The sequence below is a fragment of the Lichenicoccus roseus genome (genome assembly GCF_005844085.1).
Lineage (GTDB): Bacteria > Pseudomonadota > Alphaproteobacteria > Acetobacterales > Acetobacteraceae > Lichenicoccus > Lichenicoccus roseus.
The window spans coordinates 324,472-342,260 of record NZ_VCDI01000001.1 but is presented as its reverse complement, the minus strand read 5'-3'; the positions used below and the strand labels follow the sequence as shown (position 1 = coordinate 342,260).

The 17,789-nt window shown below is 69.1% G+C and carries 15 protein-coding genes; 5 read left to right on the top strand and 10 right to left on the bottom strand.

What is annotated here, in order from left to right; genetic code table 11:
* Positions 1–768, bottom strand: coding sequence for a bifunctional 2-polyprenyl-6-hydroxyphenol methylase/3-demethylubiquinol 3-O-methyltransferase UbiG (gene ubiG, locus FE263_RS01530; RefSeq protein WP_408886128.1), 768 nt, complete (start codon positions 766–768; stop codon positions 1–3).
* Between the two features lie 159 nt (positions 769–927).
* Between ubiG and FE263_RS01525 the strand changes: the two genes are divergently transcribed.
* From FE263_RS01525 to FE263_RS01515, 3 genes are read left to right on the top strand one after another with little or no spacing between them, the layout of a single operon-like run.
* Positions 928–2,169 carry an aspartate kinase gene (locus FE263_RS01525; protein ID WP_138324184.1) on the top strand — a complete coding sequence of 414 codons (1,242 nt, stop codon included), beginning with the start codon at positions 928–930 and terminating at the stop codon, positions 2,167–2,169.
* Positions 2,169–3,215 carry an NAD(P)H-dependent flavin oxidoreductase gene (locus FE263_RS01520; protein ID WP_138324183.1) on the top strand — a complete coding sequence of 349 codons (1,047 nt, stop codon included), beginning with the start codon at positions 2,169–2,171 and terminating at the stop codon, positions 3,213–3,215. Before FE263_RS01525 ends, FE263_RS01520 begins: the two co-directional genes overlap by 1 nt.
* A gap of 11 nt (positions 3,216–3,226) precedes the next feature.
* Positions 3,227–4,519, top strand: a complete 1,293-nt coding sequence (locus FE263_RS01515) for an MFS transporter (RefSeq protein ID WP_138324182.1) — start codon at positions 3,227–3,229, stop codon at positions 4,517–4,519.
* 33 nt (positions 4,520–4,552) lie between these two features.
* Here the strand turns inward: FE263_RS01515 and FE263_RS01510 are convergent, their stop codons facing one another.
* The 7 genes from FE263_RS01510 to lptF form a co-directional block, all read right to left on the bottom strand.
* The gene (locus FE263_RS01510; RefSeq protein WP_138324181.1) at positions 4,553–4,915 is read right to left on the bottom strand and encodes a hypothetical protein; all 363 of its coding nucleotides are present in this window, start codon (positions 4,913–4,915) and stop codon (positions 4,553–4,555) included.
* A 58-nt stretch (positions 4,916–4,973) separates the two neighbouring features.
* On the bottom strand, positions 4,974–7,004 hold the full coding sequence (locus tag FE263_RS01505; RefSeq protein ID WP_138324180.1) for a methyl-accepting chemotaxis protein: 2,031 nt from the start codon (positions 7,002–7,004) through the stop codon (positions 4,974–4,976).
* A gap of 77 nt (positions 7,005–7,081) precedes the next feature.
* Positions 7,082–7,888 carry a 16S rRNA (adenine(1518)-N(6)/adenine(1519)-N(6))-dimethyltransferase RsmA gene (gene rsmA, locus FE263_RS01500; protein ID WP_138324179.1) on the bottom strand — a complete coding sequence of 269 codons (807 nt, stop codon included), beginning with the start codon at positions 7,886–7,888 and terminating at the stop codon, positions 7,082–7,084.
* 36 nt (positions 7,889–7,924) lie between these two features.
* Positions 7,925–9,295 (bottom strand): peptidylprolyl isomerase, encoded by a 1,371-nt coding sequence (locus FE263_RS01495; RefSeq protein ID WP_171033880.1) that lies wholly within the window; start codon positions 9,293–9,295, stop codon positions 7,925–7,927.
* Positions 9,296–9,342: 47 nt separating this feature from the next.
* The gene (locus tag FE263_RS01490; protein WP_138324177.1) at positions 9,343–11,646 is read right to left on the bottom strand and encodes an LPS-assembly protein LptD; all 2,304 of its coding nucleotides are present in this window, start codon (positions 11,644–11,646) and stop codon (positions 9,343–9,345) included.
* The gene (gene lptG / locus FE263_RS01485) at positions 11,646–12,764 is read right to left on the bottom strand and encodes an LPS export ABC transporter permease LptG (protein WP_138324176.1); all 1,119 of its coding nucleotides are present in this window, start codon (positions 12,762–12,764) and stop codon (positions 11,646–11,648) included. The genes FE263_RS01490 and lptG overlap by 1 nt, the downstream gene beginning before the upstream one ends.
* Before the next feature lie 3 nt (positions 12,765–12,767).
* The gene (lptF, locus tag FE263_RS01480; protein WP_138324175.1) at positions 12,768–13,931 is read right to left on the bottom strand and encodes an LPS export ABC transporter permease LptF; all 1,164 of its coding nucleotides are present in this window, start codon (positions 13,929–13,931) and stop codon (positions 12,768–12,770) included.
* Between the two features lie 111 nt (positions 13,932–14,042).
* Here lptF and FE263_RS01475 point away from each other — a divergent pair, with 111 nt between their 5' ends.
* Positions 14,043–15,269: a phospholipase D-like domain-containing protein gene (locus tag FE263_RS01475; protein ID WP_138324174.1), complete on the top strand. Its 1,227-nt coding sequence runs from the start codon at positions 14,043–14,045 to the stop codon at positions 15,267–15,269.
* 16 nt (positions 15,270–15,285) lie between these two features.
* A complete protein-coding gene (locus FE263_RS01470) occupies positions 15,286–16,014 on the top strand; it encodes an MgtC/SapB family protein (protein ID WP_138324173.1) in 729 nt (242 codons plus the stop codon).
* 86 nt (positions 16,015–16,100) lie between these two features.
* Here FE263_RS01470 and FE263_RS01465 read toward each other — a convergent pair whose 3' ends face one another.
* Together FE263_RS01465 and FE263_RS01460 are read right to left on the bottom strand one after the other, a co-directional pair.
* Entirely contained in the window at positions 16,101–16,898 is a 798-nt protein-coding gene (locus tag FE263_RS01465) for an MOSC domain-containing protein (protein WP_138324172.1), read from the bottom strand.
* A 16-nt stretch (positions 16,899–16,914) separates the two neighbouring features.
* Positions 16,915–17,709, bottom strand: coding sequence for an exodeoxyribonuclease III (locus FE263_RS01460; RefSeq protein WP_138324875.1), 795 nt, complete (start codon positions 17,707–17,709; stop codon positions 16,915–16,917).
* Positions 17,710–17,789: the final 80 nt, after the last annotated feature.

Here is a 17,789-nt window from a genome sequence, read left to right as displayed (position 1 = left end):
CTACTGGCTCTCCAGCAGCGCGATGTAGTTCACCGCGGTGTCGCGGCTTTCGCGCCAGCCCTGCGGGCCGGGGACCATGCCGGCGAGATCGGCGACCCGCAGCCCGGCCGCGTGCGCAGATCGGCCGAGCTCGGCGGGGGTGACGAAGCGGCGCCAGTCATGGGTGCCGGCCGGTAGCAGGCGCAGCACGTACTCCGCGCCGATCTTGGCGGTGGCGAGCGACCGCAAGGTGCGGTTCAGGGTGGAGATCACGATCACCCCGTCGGGCCGCAGCAGTCCGCGCAGCAGGTCGAGGAAGCCGTCCGGTTCGGCGACGTGCTCGATCACCTCGAGCGCGATGACGGCATCGAACCGCTCGCCCTCCTGCAGCAGTGCTTCGGCGCTCGAGCAGCGATAGGACAGCGTTCCGGCATGCGCGGCGGCCGGGTGCGTCGCCTGGTGGGCACGGGCCGCGGTGATCGCTTCCGGCGCCGCATCGACACCCAGCACATCGTGGCCGAGCGCCGCCAGCGCCTCGCTTGCCAGGCCGGCGCCACAGCCGAGATCCAGCACGCGCAGCCGCGTCCCCGCACGACGCCGCAGCCTGCGGTCGATCCAGCCGACCCGCAGCGGGTTCATCCGGTGCAGCGGCCGCATCGGTCCATCCGGGTCCCACCATCGCGACGCCAGCGCATCGAATCGCGCGATCTCCTGCGTCGAGATCGAGCTGCCGGCCGGTGTAGTTGAAGTCGCCTGCATGGTGCCGTCCCGCCGATGTTGCCGTGCCATCAAGACGAAGCTATGTGAGCCGCCTGTCGGCCGCCTGCAATCGTGTCGCCGCGTTTGCCGGCGCGGCTCGCCGCCCGGAGCAGCCGGCGACCCCGTCTCGCGCTCAGGGTCTCGCGCATCAGGGGTGGCGCCCGGTGAACTGGAAGGCTCTCGCTGCCCATGGCCCGCATCGTGATGAAATTCGGGGGCACCTCGGTCGCCGACCTCGACCGTATCCGCAGCGTCGCCGCACGGGTGAAGCGCCAGGTGGCGCTCGGCGACGAGGTTGCGGTGGTGGTGTCTGCGATGTCCGGGGTGACCAACCAGCTGGTCGGCTACTGCCAGTCGCTGTCGGCGCTGCACGATGCCCGCGAATATGATACCGTCGTTTCGACCGGCGAACAGGTCACCAGCGGCCTTGTCGCGCTGGCGCTGCAGGCGATCGGCGTCGAGGCGCGCTCGTGGCAGGGATGGCAGATCCCGCTGCTGACCGATGACGCGCATGGCAAGGCGCGCATCCGCAGCATCGAAGGCGCGACCCTGGTGGCGCGCATGCAGGCCGGCCAGGTGCCGGTGGTGGCGGGGTTCCAGGGCCTGGGACCGGATCACCGGGTGACTACGCTGGGTCGCGGCGGCTCGGATACCTCGGCGGTGGCGCTGGCGGCGGCGGTGAGGGCGGATCGGTGCGACATCTACACAGATGTGGACGGCGTCTACACCACCGATCCGCGTATCGTGTCGCGGGCGCGCAAGCTGGACCGCATCGCCTACGAGGAAATGCTGGAACTGGCCTCGGTCGGCGCCAAGGTGCTGCAGACCCGCAGCGTCGAGCTTGCCATGAAGGAACGGGTGCGGGTGCAGGTGCTGTCGAGCTTCGGCGACGACGCGCCTCCCGAGGAGGGCCGGCTCCCCGGCACGCTGGTGGTTGACGAGGACGAGATCGTGGAACAGGAAATTGTCGCCGGCATCGCCTATTCGCGCGACGAGGCGAAGATCACCGTGCGGCGGGTGCCGGACCGTCCCGGGGTTGCCGCCGCGGTGTTCGGGCCGCTTGCCGATGCCCATGTCAATGTCGACATGATCGTGCAGAGCACCGGCGCGGACGGCACCACCGACATGACCTTCACCACCGGCAAGAGCGATCTCGCGCGCGCGATCCAGGTCCTGGAGGCGGCGCGCGGCGTGATCCAGTATGGCGAGATGCTGACCGATGCGGACGTCGCCAAGATCAGCGTGGTCGGCGTAGGCATGCGCAGCCATACAGGGGTTGCCAACACCATGTTCCGTACCCTGTCCGACCGCTCGATCAACATCCAGGTGATCTCCACCAGCGAGATCAAGGTGAGCGTGCTGATCGCCGCCGAATATACCGAGCTCGCCGTGCGCGCCCTGCACAGCGCCTACCGCCTGGATGTCGCCTGATGCCGCCCGACGCGCTGCTTGCCGACCATGAGGTCACCGCCCGCGCACAGCTCGACCGGCTGTGGGCCCGCGGCCGCGAGTTTCTCGGCACCGAGTTCGCCATCCTCGGCGGCGCCATGAGCTGGGTGTCCGAGCGCCACCTAGTCTCGGCGATCTCCAACGCCGGCGGCTTCGGGGTGATCGCCTGCGGCTCGATGGGCCCTGACCTGCTGGCGCGCGAGATCGAGGCCACCAAGGCGCTGACCGGCAAGCCATTCGGCGTCAACCTGATCACCATGCACCCGCAGCTCGACGACCTGATCCGGGTCTGCATCGAGGCGCGCGTGGGCCACGTGGTGCTGGCGGGCGGCATCCCGTCCGGTGCCGCGGTGCGCGCGGTCAAGGATGGCGGCGCAAAGCTGATTGCCTTCGCCCCCGCCCTGGTGCTGGCCAAGCGCCTTGCCCGCACCGGCGCCGATGCGCTGGTGATCGAGGGTTCGGAAGCCGGCGGCCACATCGGCCCGGTGTCGCTGACCGTGCTGGCGCAGGAGATCCTGCCGCAGATCCGCGACATCCCGGTGTTCGTGGCCGGCGGCCTCGGTCGCGGCGACGCCATCCTCGGCATGCTGGAGATGGGGGCGGCGGGCGCGCAGCTCGGCACCCGTTTCGCGGCGTCGAGCGAGAGCATCGCGCACGATCGCTACAAGGCGGCCTTCGTGCGCGCCTCCGCACGCGACGCGCTGCCCTCGGTGCAGCTCGACGACCGCTTCCCGGTGATCCCGGTGCGCGGCCTGGTCAACGAGGGCACCAAGCGCTTCCTGGTGCACCAGGCGGAGACGCTGCGCCGGTTCCAGTCCGGCGAGCTCACCAAGGAGGCCGCCCAGCTCGAGATCGAGCATTTCTGGGCCGGCGCCCTGCGCCGCGCGGTGATCGACGGCGATATCGAGGGCGGCTCGGTGATGGCGGGGCAGTCGGTCGGCATGGTGACGCAGATCCAGCCGACCGCCGTGATCATCGCGGAGCTGGTCGACCAGGCGGTGCAGGCCCTGCTGCGCCGCGCTGCCTGAGGGAGCCCGGCGTGGCGACGCTGCAGCCGCAGGTCGCACGCGGGCCGGGCGCAGGAATGAACCTTCGCGTCATCGTCGCCTCGGTGATCGGCAATTCGCTGGAATGGTACGACTTCACCGTCTACGCCTTCCTCGCCACCATTATCGGCCACCACTTCTTTCCGCATTCGAGCCCGACCGTGGCCCTGCTGCAGACCTTCGCGGTGTTCGGCGTGGGCTTCGTGGCGCGACCGCTCGGCGGTGTCTCGATCGGCCTGTTCGGCGACCGGCTGGGACGCAAGCCAGCGCTGCTGCTGACCGTGGGGCTGATGGCGGCGGGAACCGGGCTGATCGGCATCCTCCCCGGCTATGCCAGCATCGGCGTCTGGGCGCCGGTGCTGCTGGTGCTGGCCCGCGCCCTGCAAGGCTTCTCGGCGGGCGGCGAGTGGGGCAGCTCCGCCTCGTTCCTGGTCGAGTGGGCGCCCGCCAGCCGACGCGGGCTCTATGGCAGCTTCCATCCCGGCAGCATCTTCCTCGGCCAGCTGGTCGGCACCGCGGTAGCCGACCTGCTCGTGGTCACGCTCGGCAGCGCCGACATGCAGGCCTGGGGCTGGCGAGTACCGTTCCTGCTCGGCGCCCTGATCGGGCCGCTCGGCCTGCTGGCGCGACGCAGGATCGGCGAGACCCCGGTATTCGTCGCCGCCCAGGCCACCGCGGCGACAGATGCTCCCGTCACCCGGCTCAGCGCCGGCAAGCTGGTCTTCGCCTTCTGCTTCGTTTCGGTGCAGTCGGTCGGGATCTATCTCTACCTGTCGTTCTTCCCGACCTTCCTGCAGCATTATGCCGGCTGGACCGCGCACCAGGCGCTGAGCTCGACGGTGCTTGCCACCATCGCCACCGGATGTGCCGTGGTCTGCTCCGGCGCGCTGTCCGACCGGATCGGACGCAAGCCGGTGCTGCTGTTCAGTTGCCTGGTGTTCCTGCTGCTGTCCTACCCGCTGGTCTGGCTGATCCTGCACGGCGCCACGCACGCGGTCTCGGTGCTGATCCAGTGCGTGCTGAGCGCGAATTGCGGCCTGTTCATCGGCAGCATGACCGCGGCCCTGGTCGAGATGTTCCCGACCCGTAGCCGGCTCACCGGCCTCAGCACGTCCTACAACCTGGCCTCGATGGTGTTCGGCGGCTTCGCGCCGTTCATCGCAACTTGGTTGATCGCGGCGACCGGGGCCGCCATCTCGGTCACCTACTACGTCATCCTCGGCGCCATCGTCTCGTTGCCGGCGGTGCTGCTGTTCCGGGAGACGGCGGGGAAGCCGCTGGACTGAGGCAGGCCGGAAGCGTCGCCTCTGCCTCCGCTCCTAAGCGTGTTTGCCGCGCGCCGCCGGACCCTTCTTCACGAAGCCGCGCAGCTTGCCGAGCATCGTCCTGACCTCCAGGTACGTCATGCTCGCCGTGCTCCAGGCCTCTGTCTCGATCCGCTTCATGCCGGGAAAGGCGCGGTGGGTGGCGCCGTCGAAGGCTGCCAGCGGAGTGTCCTCGAGGTCGATCCGGTAGTTCGGCGGCTTGCCGGTCTCGGCGACGCCGATGCGCACGACGACATCGCGGCTCCCCTCGCGGAGCTTGCCCAGCATCTCCAGGATCCGCCGGACATCCTCCTCGGGCTGCCTGAGCAGCGGCACGGCATCGGAAAGGACAGCGTCCAGTGCAAGCGGCGTGGGCATGGCAGGCGGCTCCGGTCAGTTGGATGGCGGCTCCAGGCCGGCACCAACCGACACAAGGTCAGGCGATCTGGCGCGGCTTGATCCGGTCGAGGGTCGCCTGGACCGAGGCCTGCAGAGCCGGCGTGCGATCGAAGTCTATACCGAAGGCTTCAGCATACAGATTATGGACCTGGAACGGTAGGCTGCCGGGGATGCCGTCGATCGCCAGGGTGCCGGACGTAAACTTCTTGAGCCGGTGCTCGCTGCCCACCCGGGCGCCATGGATAGAGAGGTCGACCAGGCGGGCCGTGAACGGCGACTGCCCCGGCAGGGAGAGCCGGCACGGCAGGTCGACATCATAACGCGGCACTAGGCGGCGATCGACCTCGTTTGCCGATGTCCGGACCACCCGGACGACCGCCTGCCGCAGTTCCGCCACCGCAGCCGTGAGTGCCGCGGTGCCATGCTGCACCTCGTTCGCGAGCAATCCGTTCTGCTCGGATTCCTGGCGCAATTCGCCGACCCGGCTGGTCATCTCTCCGGTCGCGATGCCGGTCTGCGCGACCTTGTGCGCGATCGCCACGGTGATCACGCCCTGCTTTTCCACGGCACCGGCGATCATGTGGGCGATGCCGTCGATCTCGGTGATGCTGGAGCCGATGCGGGCCACGGCCGAAACCGAGGCGGTCGTCGCCAGCCTGACCTCGCCGAGATGGCGACCGATCTCCTCCGTCGACGTCGCCGTCTGCATGGCGAGAGCCTTCACCTCGCTTGCCACCACCGCGAAACCCTTGCCAGCCGCGCCGGCACGCGCCGCCTCGATGGTCGCGTTCAAGGCAAGCAGATTGGTCTTCCTGGCAATCTCGCGGATCATGTCGGCGACTATGCCGATCTCGGCCACCTTGCGGTCCAGCCTGGCGATCGTCTCCCTGGTCTCCTCGCCCGCGAGCACCGCGCGCCGCACGACCTCGGTCGAGCGGTCCACCTGCACACTGATCTCCCGGATCGACCCCGAAAGGTCCTCCGCAGCCGCGGCCATGATCCCGGAACTCGATCTCGCGTCCAAGGCGGCTGTGGCGGCGCTCTCCGCCGAGACCCCGGTGCGGGCGGCCGATGCGGTCATGCGATCCGCCGCCAACGCCATGACCCCGGAGCGCTCGTCCACCATCGTGAGCGCCCGGACCGTCTCCGCCTCGATCGCATCAGCCATGCCGCGCAGTGCGGCGACGCGCTCCGCATCGCCGCGACCGCGTTCGATCTCCTGCTGGCTCGCCAGCCGCTTCACCTCGATGGCGCTGGCCCTGAATACGGAGAGGGCGGCGATCATCCTGCCGATCTCGTCGCGGGCGTGCCGCGCCGGAAGCACGATCTGCTCGTCGCCTCCCGCGAGCCGGTGCATCAAGCGGGTCAGCAGCGCCAGCGGACGGGTAATCAGCAACGTCGTCAGGAACAGCGATGCCAATGTCGCAACGACGCCGATGGCGGCGAACAGCGCCATCAGCCGGTGCAGCCGCTCGGTGAGCAGGCCGACCCGGTCGAGCGACGCGCCGGCCGCCGCACTGCCGGACGCCACCGCGTCGCCGACGGCCTTGAGCTGCACATCGAGCTTCTTGAACAACTCGTCCGAGACCGGGTCGAAGCGCTCCATGTACACGTTGCCGGCCGCGATGCCGCTGTCGATGTAGGAGTGCGCCATGTGCACGCCGAGGTCGCGATAGGGCGCGAAGCCGGCGGCGATCCTGTCGATCCCGGAGCGGACCTCCGCGGTGTCGTGACCGCCGCCGGCGGCAAGGTTGGAGAGCAGCCGGTCGATCACCACGACCTGACGGGCGAAGTCCCTGCTGTAGCGTTCCGCGTCGTCGAAGCCGTCGGTGTGGTGGGTGGCGGATGCATCGGTCAGGAACTGCTGCACCTGTATGACATCGACCTGCATCAGGTTGATGGCCTGCTCGAGCGGGATGAGGTCGGCGGTCAGGGTATGCGACCGGCGCATGGCCTCCTGCGTGAGCTGGCGCTGCTGCCGGCTGATGGTGGACGTCAGCCAGCAGACACCCAGCAGGGTGGCGGCAAGCATGCCCATGATGAGCAGCAACTTGATCCGTATCGACATCCGGCAGGCCCCGTGAACAGCCCTTCAGAGACGCCATCTTGGTTAAGGAAGTGTCAGCAGGGGGCATCGGCGCCTGCTCAAAGCAGTCGAGCGAGCCGGTCGAACTCGGCGACGCTCAGCGTCTCGGCGCGCCGGCTCGGCTCGATGCCGGCGCGCACCAGCAGAGCCTCGCCGCCGAGACCGCGCAGCGACCCACGCAGCATCTTGCGCCGCTGGCCGAACGCCGCCGCGGTCAGCCGCTCCATCGAGGCGAACAAGCCCGGTTCCGGCTGCACCGCATGCGGCACCAGGCCGATGACGGCGGAGGTGACCTGCGGTGGCGGCGTGAAGGCACCCGGGGGCACATGCATCAGCACGTCGGCGCTGCAGCACCACTGCGCCAGCACCGACAACCGCCCATACGCCCCGGTATCGGGGGCAGCGCAGATGCGCTCGGCCACCTCGAGCTGGAACATCAGTGTCAGCCGCTCCCACTGCGCCGCCTGGCGCAGCCAGCCGACCAGCAGCGGGGTGCCGACGTTGTACGGCAGGTTGGCGACGATCTGGCGCGGCGCCGGGCACAGCGTGGCGAGATCGAGCGCCAGCGCATCGGCGGCGATCACCGCGAGCCGCCCCGGGTGGGACGCCGCCAGCTCCTCGATGGCCGCGATGGCACGCGGATCCACCTCGACCGCGGTGACCCCGGTAGCCGGTCCGCGCAGCAGGGCGCGGGTCAGGCCGCCGGGGCCCGGTCCGACTTCCACGACGTGCCGCCCGCTGAGGTCGCCGGCGAGTGCGGCGATCCGCGCCGTCAGGTTGAGGTCGAGCAGGAAATGCTGCCCGAGCGACTTGCGCGCCTGCAGGCCGTGCCGCGCGATCACGTCGCGCAGGGTCTCGTCAGCCAACCGGAGGGGACCCCGGACCGGCCGGAGCCCGTCGCATCACGACGATCGCATCTCGATCGAGGCGCGCCGGTGCAGGTCGCGGTTGACCTGCCTGGACACCTGCTCGACACGCTCGTTCAGCAGCTGGTCGGCGATCTCGTCGGGCGACTGGTCGGACAGGTTCCTGGTATCGCGCGAGCAGACCATGATCACCGCGATGCCGTCGGTCGACACCAGCGGCCTGGTTGCCTGGCCGGGCTTGAGCGGGTCGAGCACGGCGCGCATCTGCGGATTGAGATGGTCGAGCTGCACGTCGCCGGGATTGGCCGGGCGCGGGCTGCCCGCCGACTGGTTGGCGGCCTCGACCGCCCCGCAGTCATGCGCGTTCTTCGACAGCGCCTCGGCACGCGCCAGGGCCTGCTGCTGCTGCGGCGTCGGCGCCTGCGGGTTGAGCGTGCTGGTGAACGGGAAGAACGCCTGGCGCAGGCCCATCATGGTGGCGATCTCGCGGCCGATCTCGCGCTTGCCCAGCAAGGTCACGACGTCGTAGCCGCCGGCGACCCGGATCGGATTGCTGACCGCGCCGGTCGGCATCTGCCGCACGATGTCGAGGACCTGAGGATCGAGTTCGTCGGCCTGCACCCAGCCGAGCGAGCCGCCCTCCAGCGCGGTCTGCGCCTGGCTGAACTGCGCCGCCACGATGGCGAACGGCGCGCCGTCGTGCAGCTGCTTGATCACCGTCTGCGCGAAGTTCAGCGCGTCCTGGTTGTGCGTGGGGTCGTCCACCGGGATGAAGATCTCGCTGATGTTGTACTCGGGCTGGCCGACCTCGCGCTTCAGCGCCGCCTCGCGCTGCTTGATGTCGGCGTTGCCGATCCGGGCCCGCTCGCCGAGCTGCTCGCGCAGCACGTGGGTCCAGCCGAGCTGCACGCGTATCTGGTCGATCAGGGTGTTCAGGGAAACCCCGTCCTGCTCGAGATGATCGCGCAGCGCATTCTGCTTCATGTTGTTGCGCTTCTCGATGTCGCCGATCGCGGCGGCGATCTGCTCGGGCGCGATCACGATGTGCCGCGACTGGATTTCCTGCATGCGCAGCTTCTCGTCGATCAGCTGCCGCGTGATCTGCGGTCGCAGCCGCGCCAGCACCTCGTCGTTCATCGGCAATCCGGTGGACAGCGCGAACAGCCGGCCGCGATTGTCGACATCGCGACGGGTGATGATGTTGCCGTTGACGACCGCCACGATGGCATCCTGGGCCTGACCGCCATCGTCGGGCGCCGTGGTCGGATTGGCGGCTGTCGTGGCGGCGGGCGGCTGATGCGCATGGTGATGCACCGTCTGCGCCGCGCACGGCAGGGTCGCGGCCGCCGGCATCATCGATGCCAGCAGGGCCAGGGCCGGGATCGCAAGAGGGCCGGTTCTGGTCATGAGGCTCTTCTTTCGCAGCTTTGGTCGCGCAGTTGCAGGGATCGGCTTCATCCGTTCACCGGGAAGGTGCCGATCGTCTTGAAGGTCAGGCTGAACAGGATCGAGCTATCGCCGCTTTCGCCGCTGATGGTGGTGTAGCGCTTGACGTACGAGAGGTCGAAGATGAAGCAGTCGTTCTCGTAGGCCGCATCGGCGCCGATCGCCACGTTCTGGTTGGTGGCAAGGTCGCGCCGGCCGAACACCGAGGCGCGGTACTGCCTCCAGCGGCTGGAGATGCCGAGCGTTGCCTCGTTCTGCGGCTCGAAGTAGGCGAGCTGCGGGTCGGCGGTGCGGATCGAGCTGTCATAGTAATAGTACAGGTCGTGTTGGTTGTAGATGTAGCCGCCGGTGACGCGGAACAGGTTGGTGCCGACGCTGATCAGCCCGTCGGCGAAATGCACCTGCCCGGTAAAATGGTCGAAGCGGCCGCGTGCCGTAAGGTCGAGCCAGTTGGCCGGCACGAAGCTGATCCGGCTCACGATGTCGGACGCGTGCGAGGTCAGTCCGGAATTGATGATCTGGTTCTGGTCGACATGCTCCTGGTAGCTCTCGCCGACCAGCGCATCGATCGATTTGGCGCCCCAGGACCAGTTCATGTGCAGCCCGACATTGGCGCGCAGTCCGCCATCGAGCCGGTCGATGCCCTCGTGCCGGTTCAGCGCGAACAGCGAGGTGTCGGTGAACTCGGTGTCGAGGCTGTCCTCGTTCGGGATATGGTCGTTGATGCTGTTGCCCGAATTGGGGGCCGCGATCACCTGCACGATCGGCTCGACGATCTGCGTGCCGCCGCTCTTCAGGGTGCGCAGGAACGGCCAGTTCAGCTTGAGCGCCGCGGTCGGCAGCGCCTGGCTGGTGGTTGCGGCGTTGACGTTGCTGTAGGCCGGCGTGAGGTCGAGCTTGTGCGCGTTGTACACCTCGGAATCGACATGGATGGTGAACAGCCACATGGTTCCGAGCGCGCCGCGGAACGGGCGGTCCCAGTTCAGGCTGAGGCTGGCGCGCTCGTCGGAGACGCCGTTCGGCCGGTAGATATTGAAGTCGTTGCTGTCCACCGAGAGCCTGCCGCCGAGCGCGTCCGGCTCGCCGAAGAAGCTGTACTTGTAGCGCGGCAGCACGTAGGGCAGCTCGCTCTGGTTGATGACGCCGGTGTTCAGCCCCTGATAGGCGATCGTCTCCAGGCGGGAATAGGCACCGATGCCGAAGCCCTCCAGGTAGGCGTTGCTGGTCAGCACGTCGTTGCCGTAGCCGCTGACCCGGTAGTCGCGCATGTAGTCGGACGAGCTGGCGAGGTTGATGTTGGCGCCGTAGTGCCAGTTCTGGTTCCAGTCGAAATCGGCCTTGGCGTAGCCGTAGCCGGACAGCCCGATCTCCTTGTAGTCCGGCACCTGGCCGGCGATCAGGCTCGGCGTGTGGGTGTCGTAGGCGACCGCGCCGGTGAGGGTGAAGCGGCCGAAGTTCATCAGGTTGCGATACTGGCCGCCGAGCTGCGGCCCGGTGCTGGACGAGATCAGCGGCACCAGGGTGGCGTCGGACTGGCCGTCGATCACCCAGTAGTACGGCAGCGTCACGTAGGTTCCGAGGTTCTTGTCGTTCGGCGACAGGCTGCTGAGCAGGAAGCCGCTCTGCCGCTTCACCGACGGGTCCGGCGTCGAGAAATACGGCAGGTAGCCGACCGGGATGCCGAACATGTCGAGGTAGGTGTCCTCGTACTCGATCCGCTTGTGCTCGAGATCCTGCGTGGCCGAGTAGGAGCGCAACTGCCAGAACGGTGGCCGGTCGGGATGCTGCGCGCAGATCTTGCAGGCGGTGTAGACCGCGCGCGACATGACGTTGACCTTGCCGTCGGTGCGACGGGACCCGTTGGCCGCCAGCTTGCCGTTCATCGCCAGGATGCCGCGCATGTCGGTCATCACCGCCTGCCGCATGCCCTGGGTCAGCTCCATGTACGTGGCGAACAGCACCTGCCCGTCCGGCTCGATGATGGCGACATGGCCGCGGGCTGCGGCGACGCCGGTATTGCGGTCGTACGTCACCTGGTCGGCCAGCAGGATGTGCCCGTTCTGCCAGATCGTGACGTGCCCGGACCACGTCACCAGCGCATGGTGGGTGTCGTACGAGACGCTGTCGGCCTGGAAGGTGACCGGCTCGTCGCGCGTCACCGGGGCGGCGTTGCCGGCATGCATCGCGATCTGCGCGCTCGCCGGCAGGCAGAGCGTCACGACCAGGGCCGGCGGGCAGAGCGAGGCGGCCAGGGCGGCGCGATGCGAGAGCCTGCGCCCCGTCCGCGCGGCAGCCGATCGGGTGCGGGGCATCAGCCATCCTCCAGGTGAAGCAGCAGCGTGATGGCGAGCAGCAGCCCGGCCCCGGTCGGCGCCCAGGCCGCCATCACCGGCGGCAGCGCTCCGGATTCGCCGAATTGCTCGGCGATCTTGGAAACCGTGAACAGCGCGAAGCCGGCGGCGACCCCGCTGCCGATCATGCGCGCGACGCCGCCGCGCCGCGCCGGGCGCATCGAGAAGCCGGCCGAGACCAGCGCCATGGTGCCCGCCAGCAGCGGCAGCGCCAGCAGCGACTGGAAGTGCAGCCGGTGCCGGATCGCCGAGAAGCCGGAGCGCTCCAGCAGGGCGATGAAGCCGGGCAGGGTCCAGACCGACAGCGTGTCGGGCGAGGCGAAGCTTTCCTGCACCCTGGTCACCGTGAGGTCGGTGGGCAGTGATAGGGTGCCGACCGGGACAGGCATCTGATCGGGCTTGATGCTGTGCGCGTTGTCCAGCACCCAGCGGTCCCTGCCGAGCCGGGCGGTCGGCGCCTCGATCCGCACCAGCAGATGATCGGCGCCGTCGAGCCGGAACACGCTGACGCCCGCGAGGTCCAGGCTGCCGTGCTGCATGTGCACCGTGAGCGCGTGCAACATCGCCACCCCCTGCGGGGTGAGCTGGCGATCGGCCTGGCGCAGCCAGAGCTGGCCGCCTTCCAGGTCGAGCGCGCCACCGCTGTTCTGCAGATAGAGGCCGTCGAGCGTCTCGGCCTCGCTGTACATCACCGAGGAGAGCGGGCTCAGCACCGCGGTTGCGAAGCCGCCGATGAGCAGCGCGCAGGTCAGCGGCGCCGCCAGGAACTGCCAGGCCGAGATGCCGGATGCCCGCGCCACGATCAGCTCGGACGAGCGGGTCAGCCGCCAGAAGCACACGATGCCGCCGAGCAGCACCGCGAACGGCAGGATCTCGATGCAGTAGTACGGCAGCCTGAGCGCCGCGATCTGCACCGGGATGGAGGCGCCGACATCGGGCCGGGTGGCGGCGCGGCGCAGCAGGTCGATGAAGTCGAACAGCGAGACCAGGCCGGTCAGCGCGGCGATCATCGCCAGCACCGCGTAGGTGAACTGCCGCGCGATGTAGAAGGAGAGGGTGACGGCGAGGCGGGAGAACATCGCTCAGGCCGAGCCGACTCGGGCGGACGAGAGCCGGGCGACGCCGTCGCGCCGGTCGGTCTCGTGACGGAAGCGCCATTCCGGCCCGAACAGCATCGCCGCCCCCATGATGCCGGGGAGGATCGCGACCATCCAGATCAGCGGGATCAGCACCGGGTCGCGGGCGGCGATGTTCTGCACCACCAGACCGATGGCGAGCAGCCCCACCACCACCAGGATCGCCACCATCGGCCGGATCATGCCGCCGTGCCGGCTGAAGGCGCCCATCAGGACCGCCACCAGCGCCACCATGGCGAACGAGAACGCGGTCAGCGGCGCGGTCAGCCGGCGGTGCGCCTCGACTGCGAACTTGCCGCGGTCGCGGGCGGCGACGACATGCGGATCGGGGTCGAGCAGCTCGCCGAGCGACATCTCGGTGCTGTCGCGGTAGCGCGTCTCGTCCTTGTTGTTGCCCGCGAGGTCGATGGTGTTGCGCGCGAATGTCAGCACGTTGAGCCGGCCGGTGGTACGGTCGATCTCTTCGCGCGAGCCGTTGAACAGCACCACCCGTGGCGGGCCGTCGCCGGCAACCAGCGTGCCGTGCTCCGCCAGGATGGTGGCGCGGCTGTTCTTGGTGCGGTCGTCCTCGACCATGATGCCGTGCAGCGTGCCGTCATGGTCGCGGGTCCGGATGTACACCGTCATGGTATCCGAGACCCGGGTGAACACGCCCTCCTGGAGCAGGAAGGCGGCCATCTTGTTGCGGATCTCGAACTCGTATTCACGGAAGTCGTGGTAGCTCGTAGGAACGATCCACAGGTTCAGCACGTAGGAGAGCACAACCGAGATGCCGGCGCAGGCCAGCGCCGGACGTGCGATCGCCGAGGAGGACAGCCCGGCGGCGCGCATCACGGTCAACTCGCGGTCGCCGGCCAGGCGCTGGTAGATGAACTGGATGACCACGAAGGTGGTGATGGGCAAGATGACGGCGACAAAGGATGGGATCAGCAGCCCGGTGAGCTGCAGGAACACGCGCAGCGACAGGCCGCGATCCACCACCATGGCGACGAAGCGGAGCGACTGCGTGAGCCAGATCAGCGCCGCCAGCCCGCCGGTGCTGGCCAGCAGGGCGCCGAGCAGCTGTCGCAGGACGTATCGGTCGAGCCGGGTGGCTTGCAGCGCGATCATGCCCCTCTCTACCTGCCCGGCGCGTCGCGCAAAAGGGAGCAAGCCACCGCCACCCCTCTCGGGCATGTGTCTGCAGCGTAACGGTTCCCGCCTGTGGCCGCGGAGGCTCGCGTGACGACCTGGTCGCCGACCGATGATCTCGAGCACCATGTCCGGCTGCACGACCCGGTCTCCGACTGCCCGCTGATCGAGGGCAACCGGATCACCCTGCTGTCCAGCGGCGCCGATGCGGTGCGCGCGATCATGGATGCCATCGGGGCCGCCCGTGATCACGTCCACATGGAATACTACACGCTCGACGACGTGCAGCTGGATGGCAGGTCGCTGTTCGGACAACTCGAGGAGCGCGCCCGCGCCGGGGTCGAGGTGGCGGTGCTCTGGGACGCGGTCGGCTCCGGCAAGACCCCGGATGCGCAATTCGAGCGGCTGCGCCGGGCCGGCGTGCAGGTGCTGGAGTACCACTCGATCAATCCGCTGCGGAAGCGCTTCAACCTGCACCTGAACGACCGCGACCACCGCAAGCTGACCGTGATCGACGGCGCGGTCGGCTTCCTCGGCGGCACCAACATGTCGAAGGTCTACGAGACGCCGGAAAGCGTCGGGCGCGGCACCGATGCGGACCATGCGTTCTGGATCGACAATGCGGTGCGTATCGACGGGCCGGCGGTGGCCGAGATCCAGAAGCTGTTCTTCCATACCTGGCACGGCCAGAAGGGCGAGCGGGCCCCGCTGCGCGGCGAGGCCGTCGTGCCGGCCGCGCCGACAGGCCGGGGCATCGACCCTGCCGAGGCGGAGACGGTGCGCGTAGACGGGAGCGCTCCGGCGGAGCGCCGGCCGCTCTACAACCACTCGTTGCGCGCGGCCCTCCGCGGCGCCAGGAACCGGGTCGTGCTGGCGACCGGCTACTTCGTGCCGACCCCCAGGGAATGGCGCCTGATAGCGGCAGCGGCGCGTCGCGGCGTCACGGTGGACCTGCTCCTGCCGGGCTACAGCGACGTGCAGCCGGCAGTGCACGCCGCGCGCGCGTTGTATGGGCGGTTGCTGGAGGCGGGGGTGCGCATCCACGAGGTCCGCCGCGGCATGCTGCATGCGAAGGTCGGCACCATCGATGGCGTCTGGACGGCGATCGGCTCGTCCAACCTCGACCGCCGCAGCGTCTACTTCAACAACGAGATCGATGCCATCGTGCTGGGCCGGCGAACGGCGGACGCGGTCGAGGCCATGCTGCGCGCCGAGATCGCCCGCTCGGTGCCGATCCGCATGCGCGACTGGGAGACGCGCTCGGTGAAGGAGCGTATAGCCGAGCAAACCGCCCGGGTATGGAAGCAGTTGATGTGATGGCTGACGGCCTGCGATGAGGGGCGGACTGCTCGATCCCGCCGGGCAGGGTGGCCTGCAACTCATCGAGCTCGGCCTCGCCTTCGTGCTGTCCGCCGTGGTCGGTCTGGAGCGCGAGTTCCGGCAGAAGAGCGCCGGCCTGCGCACCTACACGCTGGTCGGGCTGGCCTCCGCGCTGATCATGCTGATCTCCAAGTACGGCTTCTCGGACGTGCTGGCGAACAACCGGGTGGTGCTGGACCCGTCGCGGGTGGCGGCCCAGGTGGTCTCGGGGATCGGCTTCATCGGCGCCGGCGTGATCTTCCTGCGTCGCGACAGCGTGCGTGGCCTCACCACCGCGGCTTCGGTCTGGCTCACCGCCGCCCTCGGCATGGCGTGCGGCGCCGGGCTGCCGATCCTGGCGCTGGCCGCCACCTGCGGCCACCTCGTCATCATGTTCATCTTCCCGCTGCTGGTGCGCCGGCTGCCGCGGTCGCGCTGGGCGCCGTCGCACCTGACCGTCGCCTACCGGGATGGGCGTGGCATCCTGCGTCACGTGCTGGTCGCCTGCGGGGTCGAGCGCTTCGTCATCGACCGGGTGCAGATCGAGCACGACCAGGAAGCCGGGGATGCCTCTACGCGGATCGTCACGTTGTCGCTGGAGGTGCGCGGCGGCCGCCCGGTGACCCACCTGAGCGCCACGCTGTCGGAAATCGACGGCGTCGTCTCGGTGCGCTCGACGGATGTGAATGCGATCGTGGACTGACGCCCGCACCGTCGGGCTCTCCTGCACCATCGGCCGGGCAGCGGGCTTGCCATCCTGGAGGCTCGATCCGGCGGAGACCGGGGGGGCTAGCCCAGGATCTCGACCGGATCGCCGACCGCGATCCGCCCTGGCGCCTCCGGGATCAGGTTGCGGCCAAACACGATCCCCGCCTCGGTGCGGTTGAGGCGGCCGAGGGTGCGCAGCGGCTCACCGGGCTGCGGCGCCTGCCCGGTCCGCTGGTCGAGGGTAATCACCACGCACCGCGTGCATGCCTTCGGGGCGCGGAACAGCATGTCGCCGATGCGCAGGCGTCGCCAGCCATCCTCCTGCCACGGGATCCCGCCATCGACGACCAGGTTGGGCCGGAACCGGTCCATCGGCACCGGTGCCTTCAAGGCCATGTTCAGCGCATCCAGCGAGGCACTGCTGGTCAGCAGCAGCGGATAGCCGTCGGCGAACGACACCACGTCGTCCTGCTCGACGCCTGTCGTGCGCTCGACCGGACGCGCCGACGGGTTGTCGAGATGCACCAGCCGGCAGCGCCAGCCGAGCTGCTCGCTGAGCCAGGCGTCGGCCCGCTCACCGGCGAGGGCGGCTTCCAGCCGGCTGCGCCAGACCGCCACCTCCAGCCGCTCCGCCGCCACCGGCAGCGCGACCTCGATCGCGGCAGTGCCGCAACTGAGGCGCAGGCTGCCATCCGGCTGCACCGCGGCCGACAGGCGGGCCATGCGGGGCAACTTGCGCTGGGTCAGGAAGCTGCCGTTCGGCTCCACCACCATCCAGCGCCGGTCACCCCAGGGACCGCAGCGCTCGACGTCCATGCGTTGCAGGCCTTCGCCCTGCAGGCCCTTCACCGGATAGCGGTGCAGCGCGGTCAGCAGCATGGCCACGTCCCGCCGTTCAGGCGTCGAGTTCGAGCATGACCGGGACGTGGTCGGACGGCGCAGGCCAGTCTCGTGCCTCCTTGTGGACGGTGATGCCCTGCAAGGCGGGTACCAGGTCCGGGGTGACCCAGACATGATCCAGCCGGCGGCCCCGGTCGGACAGCCGCCAGTCGCGGTTGCGGTACGACCACCAGGTGTAGAGCTTCTGCCCGGCCGGGACGAAGTGCCGCATCGCATCGACGAAGCCGCTCTGTTGCCAGGCCAGCAGGCGCTCCACCTCGCCCGGGGTATGGCTGACGATGCCCAGGAGCTGCCGGTGGCTCCAGACGTCGTGCTCCAGCGGTGCGATATTGAGGTCGCCGACCAGGATGCGCGGATGCGGCGGGGCGGCGGCGAAGTGGCGGGTGACCTCCTCGACGAAGGCCAGCTTGTGCGCGAACTTCGGGTTGACCGATGCGTCCGGGATGTCGCCGCCGGCCGGCACATAGAAGTCATGCAGCTCGATCGGTCCGGAGCGCGCCTGGACCGTTACCGCCAGATGGCGGCGGTCGTTCCTCAGGCACCAGTCCGGTGCCGTGTCGACCGGGGCGATCGGCAGCCGGGAGAAGATGGCAACTCCATTATAGGACTTCATGCCGCGATGGACCACGTGCGGGTATCCCAGCGCCGGGCCCGCCGCATGCGGGAACAGCTCGTCCGGGACCTTGGTCTCCTGCAGGCAGACGATGTCCGGCGACAGCTCCAGCACCAGGCGTTCGAGCAGGGGCAGCCGCAGCCGCAACGAGTTGATGTTCCAGGTGACGATGCGCATGCGGCCTGGAGGTCGCGCATCCCGCCGGCTTACGCAAGCAGGCCTGCGCCGGCTGTCCTGGCGTGGGCGCGGCGCAAGCC

Coding starts and splice junctions, on each gene's coding strand:
- ubiG (WP_408886128.1), bottom strand. CDS start 768: ATGGCACGGCAACATCGGCGGGACGGCACCATGCAGGCGACTTCAACT.
- FE263_RS01525 (WP_138324184.1), top strand. CDS start 928: ATGGCCCGCATCGTGATGAAATTCGGGGGCACCTCGGTCGCCGACCTC.
- FE263_RS01520 (WP_138324183.1), top strand. CDS start 2,169: ATGCCGCCCGACGCGCTGCTTGCCGACCATGAGGTCACCGCCCGCGCA.
- FE263_RS01510 (WP_138324181.1), bottom strand. CDS start 4,915: ATGCCCACGCCGCTTGCACTGGACGCTGTCCTTTCCGATGCCGTGCCG.
- FE263_RS01505 (WP_138324180.1), bottom strand. CDS start 7,004: ATGTCGATACGGATCAAGTTGCTGCTCATCATGGGCATGCTTGCCGCC.
- FE263_RS01495 (WP_171033880.1), bottom strand. CDS start 9,295: ATGACCAGAACCGGCCCTCTTGCGATCCCGGCCCTGGCCCTGCTGGCA.
- FE263_RS01490 (WP_138324177.1), bottom strand. CDS start 11,646: ATGCCCCGCACCCGATCGGCTGCCGCGCGGACGGGGCGCAGGCTCTCG.
- lptG (WP_138324176.1), bottom strand. CDS start 12,764: ATGTTCTCCCGCCTCGCCGTCACCCTCTCCTTCTACATCGCGCGGCAG.
- lptF (WP_138324175.1), bottom strand. CDS start 13,931: ATGATCGCGCTGCAAGCCACCCGGCTCGACCGATACGTCCTGCGACAG.
- FE263_RS01470 (WP_138324173.1), top strand. CDS start 15,286: ATGAGGGGCGGACTGCTCGATCCCGCCGGGCAGGGTGGCCTGCAACTC.
- FE263_RS01465 (WP_138324172.1), bottom strand. CDS start 16,898: ATGCTGCTGACCGCGCTGCACCGCTATCCGGTGAAGGGCCTGCAGGGC.
- FE263_RS01460 (WP_138324875.1), bottom strand. CDS start 17,709: ATGCGCATCGTCACCTGGAACATCAACTCGTTGCGGCTGCGGCTGCCC.